18 protein-coding genes and 2 pseudogenes are annotated in these 23157 nt (G+C 53.0%); 11 read left to right on the forward strand and 9 right to left on the reverse strand.

Going from position 1 to position 23157, the window contains the following annotated elements:
* Positions 1-287 precede the first annotated feature (287 nt).
* The gene (locus A4G99_RS20245) at positions 288-1526 is read left to right on the forward strand and encodes a Cdc6/Cdc18 family protein (RefSeq protein ID WP_066147583.1); all 1239 of its coding nucleotides are present in this window, start codon (positions 288-290) and stop codon (positions 1524-1526) included.
* Between the two features lie 127 nt (positions 1527-1653).
* On the opposite strand, the gene A4G99_RS20250 is transcribed toward A4G99_RS20245, so the two are convergent.
* The gene (locus A4G99_RS20250) at positions 1654-3033 is read right to left on the reverse strand and encodes a Cdc6/Cdc18 family protein (RefSeq protein WP_066147585.1); all 1380 of its coding nucleotides are present in this window, start codon (positions 3031-3033) and stop codon (positions 1654-1656) included.
* A gap of 1465 nt (positions 3034-4498) precedes the next feature.
* Between A4G99_RS20250 and A4G99_RS20260 the strand changes: the two genes are divergently transcribed.
* Positions 4499-4726, forward strand: coding sequence for a hypothetical protein (locus A4G99_RS20260; RefSeq protein ID WP_066147587.1), 228 nt, complete (start codon positions 4499-4501; stop codon positions 4724-4726).
* Between the two features lie 52 nt (positions 4727-4778).
* Here A4G99_RS20260 and A4G99_RS29990 read toward each other — a convergent pair whose 3' ends face one another.
* Together A4G99_RS29990 and A4G99_RS20265 are read right to left on the reverse strand one after the other, a co-directional pair.
* Complete coding sequence (locus tag A4G99_RS29990; RefSeq protein ID WP_150123182.1) at positions 4779-4946, reverse strand: rubrerythrin-like domain-containing protein; 168 nt, start codon at positions 4944-4946, stop codon at positions 4779-4781.
* A gap of 105 nt (positions 4947-5051) precedes the next feature.
* Positions 5052-5339: a hypothetical protein gene (locus A4G99_RS20265; protein ID WP_066147770.1), complete on the reverse strand. Its 288-nt coding sequence runs from the start codon at positions 5337-5339 to the stop codon at positions 5052-5054.
* Between the two features lie 396 nt (positions 5340-5735).
* Here A4G99_RS20265 and A4G99_RS20270 point away from each other — a divergent pair, with 396 nt between their 5' ends.
* Positions 5736-6512, forward strand: a complete 777-nt coding sequence (locus A4G99_RS20270; protein WP_066147589.1) for a helix-turn-helix domain-containing protein — start codon at positions 5736-5738, stop codon at positions 6510-6512.
* 181 nt (positions 6513-6693) lie between these two features.
* Here A4G99_RS20270 and A4G99_RS20275 read toward each other — a convergent pair whose 3' ends face one another.
* The 3 genes from A4G99_RS20275 to A4G99_RS20285 form a co-directional block, all read right to left on the reverse strand.
* Positions 6694-7986: an MFS transporter gene (locus tag A4G99_RS20275; RefSeq protein ID WP_223302063.1), complete on the reverse strand. Its 1293-nt coding sequence runs from the start codon at positions 7984-7986 to the stop codon at positions 6694-6696.
* Between the two features lie 497 nt (positions 7987-8483).
* A complete protein-coding gene (locus tag A4G99_RS24635; protein ID WP_223302064.1) occupies positions 8484-9152 on the reverse strand; it encodes an alpha/beta fold hydrolase in 669 nt (222 codons plus the stop codon).
* A 433-nt stretch (positions 9153-9585) separates the two neighbouring features.
* Positions 9586-10092 carry a hypothetical protein gene (locus A4G99_RS20285; protein ID WP_066147592.1) on the reverse strand — a complete coding sequence of 169 codons (507 nt, stop codon included), beginning with the start codon at positions 10090-10092 and terminating at the stop codon, positions 9586-9588.
* A 211-nt stretch (positions 10093-10303) separates the two neighbouring features.
* Between A4G99_RS20285 and A4G99_RS20290 the strand changes: the two genes are divergently transcribed.
* From A4G99_RS20290 to A4G99_RS20300, 3 genes are all read left to right on the forward strand, one after another.
* Complete coding sequence (locus tag A4G99_RS20290) at positions 10304-10549, forward strand: hypothetical protein (RefSeq protein WP_150123183.1); 246 nt, start codon at positions 10304-10306, stop codon at positions 10547-10549.
* A 445-nt stretch (positions 10550-10994) separates the two neighbouring features.
* The gene (locus A4G99_RS20295) at positions 10995-13430 is read left to right on the forward strand and encodes an MDR family MFS transporter (RefSeq protein ID WP_066147596.1); all 2436 of its coding nucleotides are present in this window, start codon (positions 10995-10997) and stop codon (positions 13428-13430) included.
* 34 nt (positions 13431-13464) lie between these two features.
* The gene (locus A4G99_RS20300; protein WP_066147777.1) at positions 13465-14100 is read left to right on the forward strand and encodes a TetR/AcrR family transcriptional regulator; all 636 of its coding nucleotides are present in this window, start codon (positions 13465-13467) and stop codon (positions 14098-14100) included.
* 172 nt (positions 14101-14272) lie between these two features.
* Here the strand turns inward: A4G99_RS20300 and A4G99_RS27790 are convergent.
* Positions 14273-14506 (reverse strand): annotated as a pseudogene (locus A4G99_RS27790) (hypothetical protein); the annotation flags it as partial.
* A gap of 11 nt (positions 14507-14517) precedes the next feature.
* Positions 14518-15480: an aldo/keto reductase gene (locus A4G99_RS20305; RefSeq protein WP_190303835.1), complete on the reverse strand. Its 963-nt coding sequence runs from the start codon at positions 15478-15480 to the stop codon at positions 14518-14520.
* A 257-nt stretch (positions 15481-15737) separates the two neighbouring features.
* Between A4G99_RS20305 and A4G99_RS29995 the strand changes: the two genes are divergently transcribed.
* Positions 15738-15893 carry a DUF1059 domain-containing protein gene (locus A4G99_RS29995; RefSeq protein WP_190303831.1) on the forward strand — a complete coding sequence of 52 codons (156 nt, stop codon included), beginning with the start codon at positions 15738-15740 and terminating at the stop codon, positions 15891-15893.
* A 1030-nt stretch (positions 15894-16923) separates the two neighbouring features.
* On the opposite strand, the gene A4G99_RS20315 is transcribed toward A4G99_RS29995, so the two are convergent.
* On the reverse strand, positions 16924-18177 hold the full coding sequence (locus A4G99_RS20315) for an Nramp family divalent metal transporter (protein ID WP_066147602.1): 1254 nt from the start codon (positions 18175-18177) through the stop codon (positions 16924-16926).
* Between the two features lie 198 nt (positions 18178-18375).
* Here A4G99_RS20315 and A4G99_RS20320 point away from each other — a divergent pair.
* From A4G99_RS20320 to A4G99_RS20335, 4 genes and pseudogenes are all read left to right on the forward strand, one after another.
* Positions 18376-18617: pseudogene (locus A4G99_RS20320) on the forward strand (PIN domain nuclease); the annotation flags it as partial.
* Between the two features lie 883 nt (positions 18618-19500).
* Positions 19501-20037, forward strand: coding sequence for a hypothetical protein (locus A4G99_RS27795; protein WP_223302066.1), 537 nt, complete (start codon positions 19501-19503; stop codon positions 20035-20037).
* Entirely contained in the window at positions 19977-21272 is a 1296-nt protein-coding gene (locus A4G99_RS20330) for a hypothetical protein (protein WP_223302067.1), read from the forward strand. The genes A4G99_RS27795 and A4G99_RS20330 overlap by 61 nt, the downstream gene beginning before the upstream one ends.
* 349 nt (positions 21273-21621) lie before the next feature.
* Positions 21622-22167 carry a ferritin gene (locus A4G99_RS20335; RefSeq protein WP_150123184.1) on the forward strand — a complete coding sequence of 182 codons (546 nt, stop codon included), beginning with the start codon at positions 21622-21624 and terminating at the stop codon, positions 22165-22167.
* Positions 22168-23157 lie beyond the last annotated feature (990 nt).

The following is a 23157-nucleotide window of genomic DNA, read 5'->3' on the forward strand; positions in this document are numbered from 1 at the left end:
CCGCGACAGAGGTGTGTGCGCATCAACTTGTATTCCACACCGGGATAATTCATCACCAATCGACTTGAGTCTTCTATCGCTGATATATCGTGAGTTTACATCCGCGACGTAGGTGTCCGACATCAAAATCAGCAATCATTTCTTGGTACTACATCCGCGACACTACTTGTTATCCCACAGATTCTCAAATACCTACTTTGGCGGCTAGAAGTTGCGATTTTTGCTGACTTACATCCGCGACTCCCCCGCCCTTTATTACGATTGAAGAATATGTAGTAGTCAATCGCATGGTATCCGATGAGTCAGATGATCGTGATCCACTCTTCCGATACGATGATCCCATTTTCGCTCGGGAAGAACTTTTGAAAATCAAGCATATACCTGGATCGGACCGGATCGTCGGCCGAGATAAGCATATGAAGCAGGTTGCAGAGGCACTTAACCCTGCAATTTTTGGCCGTGAACCGACTCATCTCCTCATCTTCGGTGAAACCGGCACGGGAAAAAGTTTGATCTCGCGAAGTGTGACCGAACGCGTTATCAACGAAGCTCAGCGAGACGATATCACGGTGAAAGCTGCCTACGTGGATTGCGGTGAGCAAAACACCGAAGCTGGTGTCGTCAAAACCATTGGGCGCGAACTTAACGAGCCAACACAAAGCAATATCACGATTCCTGAACGAGGACTTGCAACTGGAGATTACTATCGTCGTCTTTGGGATGTTCTCGACAGATGTTGTGACGTCGCGATTCTCATTCTTGATGAAATCGACCTTCTCGAGGATGATGAGGTCCTTCGAAAACTATCGCGAGCAGGTGAAAATCAACAGATATCTGATTCCAATATCGGTATTGTCGGCATCTCTAACAAGATCAACTTTGCAGATGAGCTCGGTGAGCGCGTTAAATCCAGTTTTGCACGCGACGAACTAGTTTTTCCTGCATACGATGCAACTCAACTCGTCGATATCCTCGAGAATCGTCGTGATGCCTTCCGTGAGGACGTCCTCGAAGGTGACGTCATTCCCCTGACCGCAGCACTCGCAGCTCAGGAACATGGGGACGCCCGCAAAGCAATCGATATTCTTCGAAATGCTGGCCGGATCGCTACTCAATCGGATACTGTGCCCGTAACTGACGAGCACGTTCGCCAAGCGAAGAAAAAGACCGAAGCCGACCGATTTGCCGAGTTGATCGCTGGCGCTCCAACGCAAGCAAAGACGATTCTGTTGGCACTTACTACCCTTACCGAATCCGAACAAGCAGACGAATTCTCTACGAAGGAGATTTATCGACGATATCAACAGATTGCGCGTGGTACCGGTCTTGATATGCTCTCTGAACGCCGTACACAAGAAATTCTGAAAGAGCATGATTTCCTGAATGTGATTCAATCAGAACGTCGGGGACGTGGGCGTGGTCAAGGGGTTCACGCAAAGCACCGTCTCCTCGAAGAACCCGATATAGTCAAATCTGTACTCGAACAAGATTCCCGCATTAGCGATTTTCTCTCGTCGATTGATTGATACTGATCAGCCTGCACCTCGCCTTGAGCGCTAACGTACTTCTAGTGAGTTTTCGAAGCTATGGACGAATTGCTGGCCAAAAATCGTTGGCTGAAACGTATCTGAAAGCACTAGTCCCGGAGAAAAGTCAGCGTTCCACGAGGCTAACAATCTGTTGGCGCATTTGAGCGTCAATCGGGATACGAGAACACTGATCATCAAGTCCGATCGACTGAAGCAGAAGACTTGCTTCATCCAGCAGGGAAAGTTCCAGGTATGTTCCTTCACGGTATCCATCACTCGTCCGAGTCATATCGATGATTTTCAGCGTTTCATACTCACGGAGTTGATCGGTGATACGCTTTTGACCAAGGACATTCGTGCCAATCGATTTCGCGAATACACGGTAGATTTGGTACATCTGGGTCGCCTTGAAATGAGATTGGTTTGTGAATTCATCCATGGCAGCAAGCGCGGCAATCGCGATCTTTGCCTGGGTTGGACAGCCCCGGATCAAATCCTGCACACGTGTAACTTCAGCGTCGTCGTTCGCAGCTCGGACGTGTTCTTCACGAACCTGATCGCTATCGGCATCACGAGCGACTTCGCCAGCAAGTCGAAAGAGATCAAGAGCACGTCGTGCATCCCCGTGTTCCTGTGCAGAAAATGCAGAACACAACGGGACAACGTCCTCCGAAAGGACGCCTTTGTGATAGGCATCGCGACGTCGGTATAGAATATCTCCGAGTTGGTTTGCGTCGTACGCTGGGAATACAATCTCATCGGGAGCAAACGAACTCTCCACGCGGGTGTCCAATCGGTCGCCGTATTTGAGATCGTTGCTGATGCCGACGACGGTGATACTGGCGTCAACGTCGTTTTCCTCACCAGCTCGGGAAAGCTGCATGAGTAGTTTGCTGTCGTCCGCTTCTTCAGGTGGGATGTTTCGAGCGTCATCTGACGGTGCGAGCCGATCGATTTCGTCGAGGACGACGATGATCGCATCGTAGAGTTTGTCGATGACCATCCACAAGCGGTCGTAGTACGCTCCCGTCGCAATCCCCGAGTGTGGAATTGTAATTCCTGTTTTCTGCGGGTCGTTCAGGCTTTTCGAGAGATGAATAACGGTCTGAACTTCCGAACGACGCTGTGCACAGTCGATAATAGCCCGGCCGATCCGGGTATCGTTCGCTTCACCACGCTCTTCGACTTCCCGACTTACGTATCGAGTGACAAGTGTCTTTCCAGAACCAGACTTGCCGAGAAGGAGCGTTCCTTTTCCGGATCCGCCAGTGATCGTCGGTTTGAGTCGCCGAGCGACGGTTTCAATCTGGTCGTTTCGACCAACGATTTTGTCATGCTCGGGAATGTGGTCGATACGAAGCAAATCTTCGTTGGCGAAGATCGGATCATCCTCGTCAAGCACGGAAAGAGGATCATCACGAGCCTTAGAGCGAGAATGGGCAACAGCCCCATGCTCGGCTGCATACTCACCGAGTGTTTTCACCTGTGCTGTGCCTGAATCCATACACCGGATTTCAAATGAATTCACCTTAGTTCTTTCCCCAGGCACCTCAGTTGCATCGATTCGTGTCGAAAGCTGGTTGCTGTTGTTGGAGTTTTACGAGTTGAACAGAACTGTCGGACGAACGGATGACACCGGATTTCAAATGAATTTCTTATAAAAGAGGGAGTGGTAAAGCAGTTGGCTACCCCCTTTCCCACACCTGATTTCAAATGAATTCTCGGTAGGGCATAGCAAGCCAGGCGAGACTCGGCACCCCCACACCGGATTTCAAATGAATTCAGGGAAGATCTGGGCAGGGACGGAACAAGGGGGAGAAAGAGAAACACATTTGAACTCCCGTTAAACAGGTAAGAGAAGCGTCGTCTCGGGGAAATCAATTGAAATCCGGTGTCGTTTGATGGGATACGACTGAGAAGATGAGCGCGTCTGCTCAAAAGGGCGGTTCAACACTCGATATATAAATGAGATAGTCGTAGAAGTTGGGTCTTCTTCAGAGTGGTTGCTTCATTAGAAATCCGATTATTTGCACTGAGCTACTACTACTATATTACCGTTATAGTAATATATATAATAACGCGATTTGAGAATACTGGTCTCCAAATGAAATCTATTTCCGGTGATAAATCTATTTCCGGTGATTCATGCGGAAGAACCACTGTAGTGCTTGTTTCTTTCTCCTGAGTTTTCTCGTCAGTCCGTACTCTCAGAACGCCCACTTTCCCTTGGAACGGAATTCATTTGAAATCCGGTGTGGGGGTGTTCTCCTGAGGCCGACTATTGGTGTCCACTCGAGTGGACAGTTACATTCGTCTCTCTGTTAGTATATTATACTAACAAAGAACGGGCCAACTTACATCTGTTCTTTCCGAATCGTCACCATATCCGCTGCAATCACGAGCATATTCGGTAAAGGTGTGCAGGATGCTCGATCACCGACGTGAAACCTAGCATCGGCAGCACCTGGCAGTTGGACTTGATAGCCATTCCCTGCGATTTGCAACGAAGCGTTTGCAACTCGGTGGATCGAGACGGTGTCAAGCGCGGTCGTCGTCGGTATCTTAGACGAGTCCAGCGGCTCGGGCAGGCTTTGTGACCTGGAGAACGAGGCCATCGCCGGACCGTTTGATTTTGTTGGGTATCGATGGTTAGTATTCTATACTAACTCAAGACTATTTGCCTTGGCGGTTGTGTTCTCGACTCTGCGTTGTTGGTGAGAAGCGTCGAGGTCGCGAATCCTCCCGTGTCTTCAGTTCCACTTCCGCTCTGGTTGGCTGAAGTCTTTACCTATCGGGTACTAATCGTTAATTGCAGTCAGTGTACCCAAGCAGGCGATGTGGGTTCTCGTACTCATCCCAACCCAAGTTCCCGTGTTGTCTGCTTTTCGCCTTGTCACGATGAGCTAGGTAGTGTCACGAGGAGACTCTGTCCGAGGGTTTACCTATCCCGTGCTCGAATTTGCATACCAATGGTCTCGAATGGGACGTCGCCACTCTCCCCACTTGCCCAAGAAGCGCTTGATGCGCTCACGAATGCACTTCCGGATGAAGGAGAGCTCACGTATGAGCAAGCATATGCGATTTTGAAGGAAGAAGAAAGTCTTGGGCGGCCCGCTGCCGAGGATATCGTCGAACGGCTCTACATGAAAGGCTATCTCTACGAAGTCGAGGGGAAACTCCGGCTCACTGATTCGTAGTCCCTATCACAGTACTTGCCACCGCGCGATCGAAATGACCCGAGAGTGAGTGCTACGATTGATGAACAAGCTCTATTCGTTCAAGTTTTCCTCCGCACTCGGGACAGACGATGTGTGATGTCACTGCAGATGCTGTTTCACCACAGATAGTGCATTCATAGAGTGGTTCTTCTGGTTTCGGCGAGCGGTACCGCTTGATTATCGTGTCGAAAATGGACATTCTCCTTCCCCACAACCAAGACTTCGAGAACCTATCTATAATAATTATTGGCCATGTTAATGGCTAGCGGGGAAAATCGATTCTAATCAGCGCAAGACTGTTCTGTCACTCACTACTCTTCATCGCGGTGAGTCTTGTTCTGATATCGTCGATCTGTCCACCAAAGCTCTCAATGAATGATTCCGTCTCATCAGTTGTGATTGCACCCTGCTGCGTGGGCTCGATCAGGTTCTCTTCTTCGAGTATTCGAAGCGAATAGCGTATCTCGTGATGGTCATAGCCTGATTCATTCGCCATTTTCACTATCCCGATCGGTTCGTTGCTAACAACCATCTGAAGAACCTCCAGATGCCGGTCAAGCATATCTACTTCTTCTGCGACACCATCAATCATCGTATCTGGTCGCATGGAGCACGACGAGATAACTGTTCTCACATGTCCGTGTTTCACTTGCAAATCCTGTCATAGCGATTTAAATTGAGATTTCCCCGTTATTGTCGGGGGGCAACCGCTTCATAGATTAGGATGGTATTGTTACTGCAAACGGTGACAAGATAGTCTTCAACCGTGAATCGCACCTCAACATCGGCCTTTCTCGACGCACTTGCTTCGATGTATGTCTTTGAGCGCACCTGGGGTTACGTACTTGTACGGAGAGACCGTGGTTTGGCTGTCTGTCGTCTCCTCCGACGGGTCTAGTTGTTGCCGCTCGTCAAGGACGTTGACCGGGCACAAGCAGTTGGTATATTCCAAACAACGCTATATGCAGGTGGGCCAAACAGTGGACGTATGCGTGAGTTCGTCTTCACGGTCGAATACGAGAAGGGTGCCGACGAGGTGATGGATCTGTTCATCGACAATCCGAAGCTCAAAGCGAAGACAATGGCGGTCCACGCGACGACGGAGTCGATGTGGCGGCTCGACCGCATCACCGGTCCGTCCGAAGTACTGGAGCAGTTCGACTCGGTGATTGGTCGCGTGTCCGTCTGTAACGAGGTCATCGGGATGTGTGGTGCGCCTGTGTTCGAGTGGAACTACGAAATTCTCTCCAGTTCGGCGGAGAGCCGCATTGTCTACTCTTGTCGCAAAGAAGGTGAGGGCGTTCAATCGATTCCGTACGTCGCTGCGAAACATATCGGGGAGGGGGTGTTGATGCAGGCGGTCCGTCGGGGGTCGCAGTACCAGTGGCGGTTACTTATCGACGACGACGACACCGTCCGAGCAATCTACGAAGAGGTGGACGACGGCTTGGACGAGGGACTCACGCTCAGTGTCCAACGGCTCAGCGAACCAAAGTGCTGGTTTGACGACAGGGAGGCTGATCTCGACGGACTGTCTCCGGAACAACAGGCAGCGCTGGAAGCCGCCGTCGAATACGGTTACTACGAGTCACCACGTCGAAACACCGTTCAGGATATCTCCAAGAAAATCGGTATTCCGAACTCGACGCTTCAGTATCGGATCACTCGCGCGGAGGCATGGTTGGCTCAGCAGTTCGTCACCGAGACGCTCGGAACCGAGGTTGACCAGCGAGTTGACCCGGTCGACCTTGAACTTAGTGCGTAGCGTCGGAACAGAATCAGCAAATAACGAACTGACCGAGACTATTCATCCACTGAAACAAGGCTGCAATTGTAACGGCGACAGGAAGGGGTATCGAAGAGGCGTACACCCGGAAACTAAATAACGAGGATACACGCAAGTTCTCTTCTCGAATCTCTACCGAGACAGTGGTACTACTACTTGATTAGTCGGCGGTAACGGCAGCCGACGACTTCGAGGCAGACTGTTGGCGGTCAAGTAGCCAACTGACGATGGTCAGCGCGAGACCACCGACTACGAATAATGCCCCGATCCACGGCGTATCGATGAGTCCGAGACCGTTGTTGAACCCGGTGACCCAACCACCGACGTACGCGCCGACGGCGATACCAACGTTGAACGCGCCGATGTTGAGCCCGGAGACGACGTTTACCGCTTCGGGGGCGAGCCGTTCGGCTTTATTGACGATATACGTCTGGAGCGGCGGGACGTTCGCGAAGCCGACGACCCCAAGGAAGAACACCGTGACGATGCTCCACGTCGGGTCACTAGCGGTGAACGTGAACGCTGCGAGGACGACTGCTTGCACGGCGAACAGTCCGACGAGTGTCTGCACCGCGCCGAAGCGGTCAGAGAGACGGCCGCCACTGAGGTTGCCGACGAAAACGCCAGCGCCATAGAGGACAAGCAAGGCACTCACGGTGGTGGGTTCGAACCCCGAGATTTCACGGAGTATCGGTTCGAGGTAGGTGAACGCGACGAACGTGCCACCGTAGCCAATGGCGGTCATCGCGAGCACGAGCAGGATTTGGCCTTCGGTGAGTGCCGAAATTTGATCGACAAACGAGCCCTGCTCCTTATGTTCGAGATCGCGCGGGACGAGTATCCAGCTGGAAACGAAGCCGACTACGCCGAGGAGGACGATAGCCCAGAAGGTCGTTTGCCACCCGAAATTCTGACCAATGTAGGTCCCGAACGGAACTCCCGTCGCAGTGGCAACGGTGAGACCGGCGAACATGATCGCGATGGCGCTGGATTCGCGTTCCTCCCTAACGATATCGACAGCGATGGTTGACCCAATGGCGAAGAACACACCGTGGGCGAAGCCCGTGAGGATGCGAGCAAGTACGAGCAGTTCGTAAGTTGGGGCGAACGCCGCGACGACGTTCCCTGCCACGAACAACCCCATCAAGCTCAGCAGCAGCGTCCGCCGACCGATTCGGCTCGTTAAGCCAGTAATGACTGGTGCACCGAACGCGACAGCGAGCGCGTATAGACTCACGAGAAGGCCCGCCGTCGCAACGCTGACACCGAGGTCGGTGCCGATGGGCGTCAGGAGGCCAACGATGATGAATTCGTTCGTCCCGATGGCAAAGGCACTAATCGTCAGCGCGAGCAGTGCTGCCGGATATGGGAAGAAGCGCGATATGTTCTCACTCTTCGGTGATCCATCACCGGACGAGTCGTCGTGTGTTAGTTCAGATTGGTTCGACTGCACAGTTCGTCCGAGGAACGGAACCCGATTTAGCCCTCGTTCGGAATATTCCAATCGACGGTTGGGGACTGTAAACCACTAATATAGATACTTGCTGTATACAACCGTTCTCTTTGTTCTGTGTCGGCTGGTAGTCGTCAGCTTTTCCATTGCTAAGATTGGGGGAGGTTTCACTTCGATTGTCCAGAAACACTGTGGAAGTCCACCCATAGACGCGTTAAACGGCTAATTCGGCATTTGGACTAGCATACAGGCGTCTTGTTCATTCTGTATTGGTCCTCCTTTTCGAGAACCAAGCAGTACTGTGGTTAGTATATCATGCTAACTATGTCCCGTTCGATGCCTTGTCTGTTTTGAGCCAGTGTTTCGGAAATCCGAATCGGAAACCGATAGAACCTGTCGAGTCCTTCTTGGGCTGTTCGGGATTTTTCGACGGTGCATGCTGCACTTCGTGATCATCTTGCCGTTGTGTAGGTTGCTGTCGTTGATGAACTCGTGAACTATCCGGCACGACCCCGAGCAAAGTACCCAGCCCGAATTTCATGAACGAGATGTCGATTCTTGGTCGTAAGATATGGCTCCCGAATACGCAGCGACGGCGGTTGAGTAAGTCGATTTTCGGTCCATGGGACGATGACGTCTGCCAATCGATCGTGGGCTGTTCGATATCCAATTGGTGCCGGTTGGTCGCCACGCTGGCCAGTGTAGGAGCCGAACTCTGAATGATTCATCCCCTGAATTTCGACCACCGTTGCATTTGCCGGGAGATTTCTGCGGCGGGCAGCGTACTTCTTCCGGTTGAGCACCGTGTCAGCGCTCCCGGTGACGCTCAATGTGGGCACGTTCGGCGTGACGTCTGCCTCACAGTAAGAGGCGAAGAGGACGAGTCCCTCGACCCGACTGCGATGCTTGCTTGCGTAGCGACACGCCATCACCCCGCCGAGTGAGTGGCCACCAACGAACCAGCGGTCGATATTCGGGTGGCCGGCGACAACGCCATTGGCCGCGCTGGGATCGAACACTGCGAAACCCAATGGCATTCGTGGAACGTATACCGCGATGCCGGCCTGCGAAACGAGCGGTGCGAGCGAAGCGAGATACGCGTCTGGAGAGACATGGGCACCGGGATAAAATACGAATCCAGCTTTCGGTTCGACATCGGTTGGCACGAGTGCATACGTCCCGTCATGATAGCTGAGAGAAACGTTCTCATCGGCACGTACTGTCGCGAGTGACGCGTCACTTCCGGAAAGTGGATTTGTCACGTACCACCCGAGTCCGATCCCAGCGACGATGAGTAGAATGAGACCCCACACTGCGACTCGTTCAGCGTTCGACCGAGCGAGTTCGACAACTGCCGACCACGAGACATCCATGGGCCGTATACCGTGACTCAGCTGAAAAGTCCGCCGTTGAGGCAACCGTTCTTGGACAACGGATGCACAGCACGAGTCATAATCGTGCAGGGACGATCCAGGGGACGAGTGATCCGGTTAAGAGTGTGTGTCTACAATCGGTCGCTCAAGAGTTACTATATAATACTAACCTACATCGCCCACCGATTGAAAGTCGTGAGTCCTAAAAGTGGGAGTGGCCGTATCGCTACTCACCCGACGAGTAGTCGACGGTGACAAATTTCACGCCGTAAATATCATCCCAGTCAGTGTCTCTGTCCATCAACAGGATCATGAACGTCACTTTACCGTCTTCGACACCTGACTGCTTGAGGGCTGCAGGGTTGATAGAGAGGGTGTACTCGCCGTTCGTATCCTGGCTGACGTCCGACCGTTCAATAAGCGTACCGTCAGTTCGGGTGAACTTCGATCCGTTATCGAGCGACCCATCGGCGTAGACGAGGAAGAAAGGCTCACCGTCTACAGTTCCGTGTTCTGCGGGGTCGATCCGCTCCATCTTCGTGTCGGCAGTCACCTTTAGATCAAAATCCGAGTAGCCACCAGTACCAGCCTTTTGCTCGTTTGTGACTGTGACACTCTTGATGCGGTGACGATCCTCCTCCGTGTCCATCTTGTTTTGGAGCGGCGTATTCGGTTGCTTTGGTTCGTCCCAAGACTCTGTTTTGGTCGTGGTCGTCGTCTGCGTTGTCGTCATCTGTGTTGTAGTGGTTACTGTCGTGGTCGGTGTCGTTTGTGATGACGTAGTATCAGCTGTCGAACTCGCTTCGCTAGTCGTTGACGTGGTCCTCGTCGAGGACTGTGCGGACGTTTGTGGTTGCTGTGTTGTGGTCGTTGGTTGTGCTGCTGTTGTGGTGATCGATGTCGTGGTAGATGGTGTTGCTGACTGACCTGTCGTGGTGGGTTCCGTGGTCGATGACGATGGTTCCGAGCTTGCTGTTGGTTCACTCGTTTGTGTCGTGGGTGGTGCTGTCGTCGATGCGGCTGTGGTCGAATCGTGCGTTGTCGTGGCCTCGCTCGTTGTTTGTGTGGTGTCTCCGGTAAGTGACGCACATCCCGAAACCATCAAACAAACGACTAACAGAATTGTTACAGATGTCTTTTTCATGGATTTCTACGTTCTAGAACAAACGATTTTCTTACGAATCGCTTAAATCTATGTCATTTACGGCTGATGTCCCTGTTCAATGAGAACACACCGAATGATCAGATCACAGGGAGATTCGATGATAGTCGTGGAGAAATCGAGGTGCCTGTTGTCAGGGAGGCGAACATCGGAGCTCGAACAGTGATGGAGACAGTCGCTTCGGTTTGCTTTGTAAATCCCCTCAAAGGACGGGTTGAGTCGCGTACTCCCGTTTTTCAGTAGTCGTTGGTTAGTATTGAATACTAACGTAGGCGAGTTTTATTTCTTAACAGGTCTCCCCCTTTCGAGTGTCTATCGTCCCATTCATGGGTGTTTCAAGCTCCCTCCGGCATACACCGAGTAAACAGGACTGTTATTTCGGCTAATCTCATTCCAAAACTGTTTTATATTGACTGAACATACATTCAGTCCGTGTTCATTGAACGTTCATTCAGTCTCGTGGGGTACCCCCTATGAGTGAGACTGTAAGTGATAGCAAGGACGGTTTCCTCGGTGATCTCGGACGCGAGCGCGCCGTCATCCTCGGCGGTCTCATGCTCGGAATGCTCCTCGGTAGTATCGATCAGTCAATCGTTTCTACCGCCTTACCGACCATCGTTGGCGACCTTGGAGGCTCCGGGAGTCTCTCGTGGATTGTAACCGCCTACCTTATCACGACTGCGGTGACGACGCCGCTCTACGGGAAGCTCTCTGACCTCTACGGTCGAAGCATCATCTATGAGTTCTCGATTGCCGTATTCCTCATTGGAAGCGCGCTTTCCGGGCTCGCGGGCGACATTCCTGTCCTCGATCAGCACGTCAGCGGGATGGCGCAACTCGCCATTTTCCGCGCGATTCAAGGTATCGGTGCAGGCGGACTCATCGCTATGGCGACGACCATCCTCGGTGACATTTTCAGCCCGCGTGAACGCGGTCAGTACATGAGCTACATGATGCTTATCTTCGGAGCATCGACCATCGGCGGTCCACTCCTCGGTGGCTGGCTCACCGATAACGCCACCTGGCGCTGGATCTTTTATATCAACATCCCGATTGGGCTCGCCGCGATCACCATCATCCACACACAGCTTGATCTCCCCGTACCTGGGGAGAACCACGACATTGACTACCTTGGTGCAGTTCTCCTCACTATCGCTGTTGGCTCCCTCATGCTGGTCACCTCGTGGGGGGGGTCGAAGTATGCCTGGGATTCCAACCAGATTTACGGGCTCGCCGCTGTTGCCATTCTTGGAACCGTACTCTTCGTTGTACAGGAGCTACGCGCGAACGAGCCCATCTTCCCCGTAAACCTTCTTACGCGGCGGACTGTTGCGGGCGTCGATATCCTGAGTTTCTGTGTTGGGGTCGGGATGCTCGGCGGTACCACTTACCTCCCCGTCTTCCTCCAGGTCGTTCTCGGGCAGTCTGCAACGAACTCCGGACTGTTGTTGCTTCCGCTTGTCGGTGGACTCATGATCACGAGTGCTCTGACCGGCCAGCTCATGACTCGTCTCGGGTATTACAAGCCCTTCACGGCCTTCGGCGCCGCGCTGGCCGCGTGCGGATACTACCTCCTCTCGACGATGGGTCCGAGCACCACCCAACTCTGGTCGAGCACTTTCATGTTCGTCACCGGACTCGGCCTCGGCTTCGTCATGCCGACGCTCACCGTCGCCGTTCAGAACGTCGTTGACCACAAGAACCTCGGCGTCGCCACGACGTCTGTGACCTTCAGCCGGAGTCTCGGGAGTGCTATCGGCGTCTCCGTCTTCGGCGCAATCCTCACGAACCAGCTCTCGGATCGTATCACTGACGCGGTTAAATCTGGCAGTCTCAGTCCACAGTCTGCGCAGGCCCTTTCTGGCGCGGGCTCGAACCTCAGCCCAGAAGCCCTGAAGCAACTACCGGACGCTGCCATCCCTGTCGTGAAGATGGCTGTGGCGAACAGCATCGACCAGCTTTTCCTCACTGGCTCAGTGATCATCGGATTCGCATTCCTCGTCGCACTCGTCCTCCCTAGCATTGACCTCAGCGAAGAGGCGAACGTTGAGATGGGCGGAGAGATGGGTACCGAGGTGCCCGAGAGTGCGGGCACTAGTACCGACGGCGGAAACGACGTTGCCGACATGAACGACGGAAGTGAAATTGCCAAGATGAACGGCGGAAGCGACATAGACGACATGAATGACAGAAGTGAAAGTGTCGAGATAGACGACGAAAGTAAAACCACCGACATGAACGACAGGAGTGACGTTGCGAGTACCAATGGTGGCATGGACGCTACCAGCGCCCACAGTAGCAGCGACATCGCCAGTACTGACGACAAATCTGACGTCACCAACGACGCCACCTCCCTCTCTGACGATGAGAAGGTAGTCGATAAGAACCTCGATGGAGCGGATACCGAGAATGTCGCGCGTGACATCGACGCGGTCCGGACGGTCACACCGCCGGTCCTCCAGCCAGAACAGACAGCGAGCGTTCGGCTCGACATCCCCAACGCGACCGGACGCTTCCTCGTCCGAGAGACGGCAATGGCCAGTACGCCCCTCGTCGTCGAAACTAACCCCAGACCCATTCGCACTGCTCTTACCGACGGCACGCTCTACACTGTGTGGGAGTTAGATGAACCGACTGACGTCTCACTTACCTACGAGACGACGGTACCCGACACACTCGGAGACGGTGACAGCGTCCACTTCGACGGCACGCTCGTCACTGCTGCAGACTCGATGACAATAAACGGATCTGAGACGATCCCTGTCGTCGATGATCTCTTCGAGCGTCTCGTCGTTCAGGACGAAGCCACAAATCAGGACGTGACACTCGCTGCCGACCTTCTCGAACGCGATGACCTGACAGCCAACCAGTTCGAACACATCGTCGACAAATGGCTCAAGGACCAATGATATCAGAGACATTGTGGCAAGAAGAGGAGTAATGATGTCCGGGAAACACACCGACGCGGATGATGACTCCCCGTTTCCGGAGGACCCCTCAGACACTCGAACGGCGATCATGAAAGCGACGTTTAAGGCACTCTGCAAGCACGGATACGCCGATCTCACGATCAAACGGATTAGTGAGGAGTTCCCAATGTCGAAGTCGCTGCTCTACCACCACTACGACGGGAAGGACGAACTCCTCCTCGAATTTCTCGGCTATCTGCTTGAACGGTCCGAAGAACAGGATTTTCCCGTGACAACCGAGGACGACCCGGAGGCACGTCTCTACTCGTTCATCGAGCATACCACTACTATGTCCGAAAAGGCGCAGAAATCGAGCTTCAGGAACGCCCTCGTCGAAATGCGGGCGCAGGCTGCCCACGATGAGAACTACCGCACACACTTTACGCGCACACGCGTTCATTTAGTAGAACACCTCACTGAGATTCTCGTTGAAGGTATCGAAGTGGGTGTTTTCCGTGAGGACATCACCCCCGACTCGGTCGCCGAATTCTTGGTAACCGTTGCGCACGGTTCGAAGTTCGACCAAGCGACAACGGACGACCCAATACTGGAGATGACGCATGCTGAAGTCGAACGCTACATAGAGTCCTGTCTCCTTCGAACTCCATAGCTCGATTTCCTACCCTGTCGTCGGACTTACCCAAGTGTGGCTAGTATACCTACGTTGATTTCATCTCTATCGACTGACTCGCAGTCACTGACACTGCCGTCTGACTCACTTCTCACTTCACTGACGGCGACTATCTTGATTCCAATCGTGAGAAATATCCTCGAACCGCTTGTCAGGTATGAAGATCCCCGATGAATCGGAAAGCGTTCACGAAGGTGACCGCATCGCCGTACCCGTGCAATGCAAGTACGATTTCGGTACCTTCCCCTGGAGCAATGTCGGTCGTGTAAACGTATGCCTGTGTAGCTGCTCCTGTGCTGAGATGTTGTGCTGTGAGTGCGGCAAGCGCAGCATCTGCTCGTTCGACTTCATCAGCGGGTCGGTCATCGGCATTCGCGATGTATCGCTAGGGAGGCACTATTCGCGCTGCCTGGCCTCGAAATATGCGTCTGAGATGCGGTCACGTTGGTTGTCGGTGAGTGTGCAGGTAACGGCCTGTAAGTTTTCTTCGATCTGCTCACGAGTTCGTGCACCAAGGATAGGGGTAGTGACTCTGTTGTGATCTGCAAGCCAACGAAGTGCCACGACGGCAGGATCAGTATCACACTCCTCGGCTACTGCTTTCACGGTGTCAAGTACGGCCCATTGACGCTTCTCGAACCCATCCCACTCGGAGATTGCACCGCGTGATCCTTCCGGTGCGTCCTGATCGCGTTCATATTTTCCGGTGAGGAACCCTCCTTCGAGGGGAGAGTATGGAACCACTGCGAGGGTTTGGTCGACCGTTACATCAAGATAGCTTTGGACGTCCTCTCGATACGCTGCGTTGAACTTCGGTTGAGCCACCTCGAAGCGCTCAAGCCCTTCAACGTCGCTCGTCCAGAGGGCTTTCGTGAGTTTCCACGCCGCCGCAGTCGAGATACCGAGATAGTTGACTTTCCCTTCGTGTACGAAGTCATCCAGTGTCGAGAGGGTTTCCGCAATAGGCGTGTCGTCGTCCCAGCGATGGATGTAGTAGATATCGAGATACGACGTATCGAGTCGGTCGAGCGTCCCCTCAAGTTCAGTTCGGAGTGCGGGTCGGGAGAGATTCTCGTTCAGTGGGCTGATCCGGTTCCAGTATGCTTTCGATGCGATGACGAACTCTTCGCGGTCTCGTTCGTTGAGCCATTCACCAATGATCTCCTCACTTCGCCCATCTGCATACGTATTCGCCGTATCGATGAAATTCCCACCAGCATCGGCGAATGCATCCAGAATCGCATGTGATTCCTCGGGTGTCGCAGCGAGATGATCGCCCATCTCCCGGCCGAACATTGCGGTTCCCAAGCAAAACTCAGACACACGGAGCCCTGTGGATCCCAATCGGACGCTATCCATCTCCATAGTATATTCATATGCTCTGCGTGTAAAATATTCACGGGCACTTGGAGAACTTCTGCACAATCGATCGAGACTCTGATGGCCACCAGCGCCCATCACGTCGTCGATCGTGTTCGGATCGGAGATAGACTCAATAAACACTACTCGTTCGGAACATCAGAACTACCCTGTACAAGCAGTACTTTTCGATCAATCTATCGAACCCGCTTCTGGCTGCCAATAGTTTGATGCCACTCTCTGGGCTAGCAGGCAGTATGCCACGACAATTCAGTTGTGTGGTCGAGGGATGTGACTTCACCGCGGAAGGAGTCACTGAAGAAGAGGTGCTTGAGCAAGTCCAAGAACATGCGAATGCTGAACATCCGGACGTCGACGTGGAAGAAAGCATGGTTCGAGAAAACATAGAGTAGTCATAGAACCGCCGTCCGCTAAACAATACCTCTTGTACTGCTTCGGGCCAAAATTCCGACCCTGGAGATCTACTCCGTGAGCATGATGACGGCACTCACGATTGGGCTGGAATTCGAGATGATGCGGGTTAAATGCCAAGCGGGTAGCCGATGGTGAACTGATTTCACCGTTTAGGGTCCTGTCGAGTCGTGCCTCTGACTTCACTTAGACAGGCGTGGTGGCCGAGTTTCCCCGAGCCAACTCAACCAACGAGCGTATCGGAAAAAGAAATTCTGACCAATTTCTCAAAACCAAATCACAACGGCAATTCACTACGACACCAATCGATTCGCTCATCCCCCATCTCCGACAGCATAGGTAACTAACAATGTAGTTACGTTCTGTTTGTTCTTTCTCTACCGTCAGGCACCCAATAACAATACTCGAAGCGCCCGATAGAAAAATTGCGAGCGTCGCACTACACCAGTCAGGTTGTCGTGTCCTGCGACGCTTGGTATCGTCAACGAAAAAACACCACGCCTGATGCCCAACGTCCGCTGTGTGGTTGTGCTGGCACGACCACACATTGTTTCACGAGAACGGGTTGCTTGTTGGTAGAAGCACCATCGACGCCACGTCGATGGCGGCCACTTTGTGGCCCCGGTGGTTCGATTCCACCCCCGTTCGTCGCACACGAACCCTCGCTTCAGATTTTTCCCCCTGGTACATCGAATGACGTTCACGGACCGCACTGTTCAGCGAACATTCATGGAACGTACGGATGCAACGACCGAGAAGCAGAAATTCAGAGATTGGTTTCCTGCCTGTCCACGCATCTGCCGAAAATCGCCGGAATATTGGTTGATGTATTGGAACTTATCGACGAAAATCTCCTCGTCAACCATTTACACGTCACCACTCGCAAGACGGTTGCTGAATTCCTGACGTTCCCGCTTTCGATCCTTTGCGATAGGGTCAATCACTTCCTGGTGATGACGTGGTTGATCAGACCCAATGCCACGTCGTTTAGGGTGAGGTAACCGCCGTGAATCAGGGAAGAAGCTCGGCGACCTGTACCACCATCAACGCCATAAAGAGGAGCGCACTGATGATCAACATCGAATTGGAGAGCCAATGGTTTCGTTCACCGGACTTGGTCTTGTCCGAGTTGAGGAGCAACAAGAGAACGATAGCAAGGAACGGCATGAATATCGCGCCTAGAGCGCCGTACAGGACGATGAGGAAGACCGGCTTCCCGTAGAAATACAGCACCATCGGCGGGAACGTCAGCCACAGCACGTAGAATTTGTACCACTTAGTCTGACGAAGCGACACCTCATTCACCGCGTTCGCCGAGTCAGTCGTTACTGTCTCGACGAAGTCAGCAAACAAGTATGAAACGCCGTGCCAAACCCCGAGGAGCGAGGTAAACGAGGCGGCCCAGAAGCCGACCAAAAACCCAGTCCGAGCCAGCGGATTCAACTCATTACCGAGATTGGTCGCAAGGACGATCAGTCCGTCCTTGCCCGAGACAGACGCACCCGTTCCGTACAGGAGTGCTGCGCTCATCATGATCAATGCGATCGAAAAGATACCCGTGATGGCGTATGCCGATGAAGCGTCGAGTCGCATCGTGCGGATGTGATTGGCGGAGTCCCAGTCTTTTTCCGCGAGCCAGTAGCCATACGATGCCATCGTGATCGTTCCACCAGCACCGCCGATCAGCCCCAGTGCATAGACAACCGACCCTTTGGGAAGCGCGGGGATCCCAGTCGCGAGGATTTCGTCAAGTTGCGGAATCACGAGAATCGCGGAGCCGATAACGCTCACGAACATGAGCGCGACCAAGGCGGTAATCAGGTTCTCGAACGTTTCGTACTGATTGAACAACACCAGTATACAACCGAGAATCGGATGGGCGACAATGTATACCCAGAACGGAATTCCCGGGAACAGTGCGTTCGCAGCGAGTGAACACGAGGCAGCGACGGCAGCACCGTACACGAATCCCCAAATCACCGTGTAGCCGCCGAAAAACCCGGATGCCCACCGTCCAAGTGAGTCGATTCCTTCGAGAATGGTCTCGTTGCTCGCCAGATGATATCGTCCTACACCCTCGTTCAACGAGAATTTGACTGCCACTCCAAGTACGATCGCCCACACGAAGTTCAATCCATAACTGCTCCCAGCGACGAGGGCGGCGACGAGATCCCCAGCGCCAACACCGGTGGCGGCGACGATGAGACCCGGCCCGATCAACGACCAATTCGTCGTCTCCTCCCCACTGTTTCTTTGTTCAGCCATAGCCGTCAGATAGCAGTTAACATTGAATAAAGGTTCCTTTAATTACAAACTATACCGCATCTTAATTGTCATTGTGATAAGGTAATATAAATAATAGCCTGAAGAATTTCCATCTCTTACCCAAAATCCATACAGTATTCTAATCCTTTTCTGTTGTACTATGCGTCCTCTCTCGATTGTTTGGTTGTCGATACCGTCGACATTGATGCGCCGCGAGCTATTACGAACCTTCTTGAACTCGTTCCTATCGTCCCAGAAATTCACGAAGATGTGATTCTCGCAGCTGCAACGTATATCGACGAGTATCATATGACGCCATTCAATGCTCTCTACGCTGGTCTTGTCGCGACGAAGGGCGAGCAGGCACTCTCAACGAACTAGATTACGATACTGTTGGTCTTGATCGGGTACCGATTGCTCCGTCCGAAGTGGATAACTGATTCTACGGTCGATTCTCGATTGACCGGTTGTTATGACATTCCTTCCAGAAAATTGAGTAACAGAATCTCACATTAGAATTTAATAAACTGAATGAGATCAGCATTAGATATTAATCTAATGAATGTTCTTCACTCCTTAGTTGAGTTATATAATAAAATCGGGCTATGTCTGACGAACTTATTTCCTCGTTCGGACCATTAGTCGAGATACGCTCTCACAACCCGGTACGACGCCATCGTTTGGCGCCATCAGCTGACAATGTCGCCGTGTCTGGTTGTGAGAGTTCCTTCTTACCCTCTTCATAGACAGGGGCTAGAACCCGGCGTACAACATCTTCGTTCACAGTCTAAAGAAAGTAGGAGCGGGATGCTTCGAATCAACGTCACCAGAAATCATCGATTTCTGGTTTGTGAACGAGTCGCTCCGTGATTCTTCAATGCCCTCAGAAACACAACGCGTTTCTGATGTGCGGACGAGAGTTTTGCTCTCGTCAACGTCACCAGAGGCTGTAGGCTTCTGGTATGCAGTCGAGATCGTTCACATTCCCCTTGTCGCTCAGCCTCGTCCACCCATCTCGGTTGGGATTGCTTCATCATTCATCAGTCCAACTTGACTTACAAAAATTATATTAATCTTACATTATATCCAATTCTACCTGTGGATTTATTTTTCACTTTAAAAACCTGATGACGAAAAACCGTTTATACCGTTCATGACGTTTAAAACAGTGAAAAAACGAGGGAAATAGAACTAAGCACCAGATAATTAATAAGGGGTGGTGAGACTTCACTTTTGATGGTGTCAGACAGGCAAAATCAAAATATTGCAAGCCGTAGAACCTATCTCAAACTAACTGGAGCAGTCCTCGCATCGTCTGCAATCATGGGAACTGCCTCTTCATCCCAATCTGATTACAGTGATCAGTACGGCAACGTCATTGATGTGACGGAGGCCGGAGCGGACAACGACGGAAACGAATCCATCACGCCGGTACTCGAAGACAACGCGGACGACGATACGCTCCTTTACTTCCCTGAGGGAGAGTATTATATGGATTCGCAATTCCGCTTTACTGGCTTCACAAATTTCGGGATGGTTGGCCAGAACGCGACACTCATCCCGGCGAACTACAACGACTTCGACGGTGGCGGTGACAATAACTACCGGCTCTTCCGACTCGGCGTCGTGGATCAGCCCGGAAAAGACCTGCGAGTCGAGAATTTCACCGTCGATCAGACCGAAGATAACACCGGTATCCGCGTCATCGAGGCCGAGGTAACCGACGGGTTGACCATCCGCGATATCGAGGTCAAAGGCACACACGACAGTGGAACGTGGGGGCCGCTCCGAGCTCCGTCGTGCACAACTCGGACGGTAGCGGTCTCGTCGAACGATTCGAGGCACCTGACGGTGCCGTAGTGGAACAACACGCCCCGAGCGATTCCCTGTGGCGTGGACCGACCGGTATCCTCTGCAACGAAGCGAACAAGGGGACGATGACATTTCGCAACTGTGTACTCGGAAGCTACCCGGACAACGGACTGTACGCTTCTAACGGGACCGGTGCCATCCAGGTCGAAGGTGGTCACTTCGAGAACAGTCTGAGTTCGAACGTCCGTATCGGTGGCAAGGACAGTTACGTCGAGGACGCCACTATCATCGTCGACAAAGAAAGCAACAACGACATCGCCCAGCGTGGTCTCCGCATGGAGAAAGGCGCCAGTATCGTCGCACGGAACGTCGACATACGGACGACCATCGATAATAGTCCCGGAATTTGGGTTACGAGCGATGCGGACGACGTAACCGTTGTCGACTCCACTATCACGGCTCGAACCGATGGCACGACGAATGCAATTTATATTCAGGAATCTTCGGGCCGGACGAGTATCAAGCGAACGACCGTCGACCACGAATCTGGCGGTGCGGAGGCTATCAAAATCAAAGAGGGTAAACAGCCAGTTTCCCTCGAAAACGTCACCGTTACCGGGAACGCGGCGACCAATGGCAGCCGGAGCGCCATCCAGAACAACCGCGACGGTAGCGAGTTCCGCAATCTGAAGGTCCATCACGGCGGGGAAGAGGGTCGACGGGCACTGACGAACACGGGGAACAACGTCGTGATCTCCGAAGGCGATTACGTCTCCGAAGAAAACGCGCTCGTTGAGAGCGGGACCGGAACGACGATAGAGAGCGTCTCGGCACTCGCACAGAGCGGGAACGAGGCGCTTCGCATCACGAGCAATGCCGAAGGAGTCGCCGTCACGGATTCCCACATCGAGAACGGCATCGACGACAACAGCCCGGACGGATACGAGGGCAGCAATAACAGCTGGGAGTACGACGGCGGCGACAAGGACGACGGCGACTCTGGTGGTGACTCCGGCGGAGATTCAGGAGGGGACTCGGGAGGCGACTCTGGTGGCGATTCCGGAGGCAGTTCTGGTGGAGACTCCGGTGGCAGCTCTGGTGGTGACTCCAGTGGCGATTCCAGCGGGAACTCCAGTAGAGACTCCAGTGGCGATTCTGGTGGAGACTCAGGAGGGGACTCCGGTGGCGATTCCGGCGGAAACTCCGGTGGTGACTCGGATGGTAATTCCGGTGGAAACCCCGATAATAACGCCGGGAACGACCAGAACGACGACCGCTGTTGATCCTCTTGATATCCTCCCGACCCTGAAGGGCGAAATCCCTCACGTTGGGGTTTCACCTACCAGTCCACGGAGGTAACGTGCAGGTTCGTGTACAGTTCTGTGGGACTTTCGTCAGGGTGAGATTTCCCCAACCAATCGTGGACGTCCCACTTGAACCGCACGGGCCATACTTGTACCGAATATAAACATGGCTTACATTTCTAATATACCAATATATGGCATTTTCGTGCGGTTTTGAGCAACCGATAGGCCTTTCGGAGCTGAATGAACGCCCGTCGGACACGTCCAGTAAGGTTGGGCTTCGATGACCCAAATGATGATGGCATGGCCGAGCAATAACCTAGAAGTAATGCTCAAAGATTCGCTCGAGGAGGCATTGAACGAACAGATCAACGCTGAACTCTACTCGGAGTACTTGTACCTCTCGATGGCAGCCTACTACGAGGATGAAGGTCTGCCCGGGTTCGCGTCGTGGATGCGGGCTCAGGCCGACGAGGAGAGTGCTCACGCGATGCGAATTTATGACTTCATCATCGAGCGCGACGGACGGGTTACTCTGGATACTATTGACAGTCCGCCAAAGGAGTGGTCCGGTCCGTCTGATGCCTTCGAGGCAGCCTACGAACACGAGGTCGAAATAACTGAGATGATCAACGACCTCGTCGCACTCGCCCGTGAAGAGAACGACAACGCGACCGAGAACATGCTCCAGTGGTTCGTTGCGGAGCAGGTAGAAGAAGAGGCGACAGCACAGGCCGTTCTGGATAAACTCAAGCACGTCGGTGACGACGGTCCTGGCCTCCTGATGGTTGATCAGGAACTCGGCCAGCGTAGTGGCGCCGGAGGGGACTCGGGCGGAAACGGAGATTCCACACCTGAGCCAATGGGCGAATAGTCAGAGAACAATCGTCACGCGTCGAGACCCCAGTCGGTATCCGCTTCAACGACTGCTGCTTCACGGTCGGCTCGCTGGACGTTTTCGAGTCCAACTAATTAGACCGCCTCTTCGCGAGATAGCTCACCGTGGATGTGTCCCTCTCGGGATGGGTGTGCTGACGGGGTGCCTATGTGGCCACTGACGACGCTGTCATTCCTGCATTCGTGATCTGAGTGGACGAGAACGATTGGTCCTGCTTGAGCATCCAGCCGTGTTTGCCGTGCTGGAAGAACGTGAGCCGTCCCTGCAATAGCGGTTCGATACGGCGGCAAGCGCGATACACCTGCTTCCAATCGAGATGCTCGTCGGTTGCTGTGGAGAGAAGCGACTTGAGGCTGTCACTCGTCTTGAGGAGGTTTCCCTGCGGTGTCTTGGTTGACCACTCTTCCCAATGTTCAAAGACTGTTACAGCGCGTCTGTCGCGGGCAGAGACGTGATCATCGAGTGCATCTACTCAAATCTCTCAGAGGCGTTCAAGTGGCGCCCAGTTGTCCGTGGGTGTCTGTTAGTCGTCACTGTGGTTGCTGTTCACGGCGTCGATGTTTTAGTATGATCATCGCTGACTGCCATCGAAACGCCAGGGGAAACAACCAGTAGTACTACACTCAGCATAAGCAGCGCTCGTCCGATTTGTCTCCAGTTCTGGTTCACAGGTGGCGATTACCAGTCCGGGGGCATAGTTCCCTACGAGCGTTTTCATCCGGTGAAACCCCCTGATGAAATCCTCACCCACCTTCGTAAGCGAGAAGATTGCCACTCGATGGAATGTTGAGTGTTATCAGAATTTAGGCCTATTTTTTACCCGCTCAAGCCTCCTGGTGTTCTAGTTTCTATCGTCCGGTCGTCGAAATCGATAATAAGTCCGCACACTGGGCAGGAAGCGGACTCTGATGACCGCTGAATTGAAAATCTAATGACCAGATGATTTGTCCCATTCGATTTTAATCG

Source organism: Haladaptatus sp. R4 (genome assembly GCF_001625445.1).
GTDB lineage: Archaea > Halobacteriota > Halobacteria > Halobacteriales > Haladaptataceae > Haladaptatus.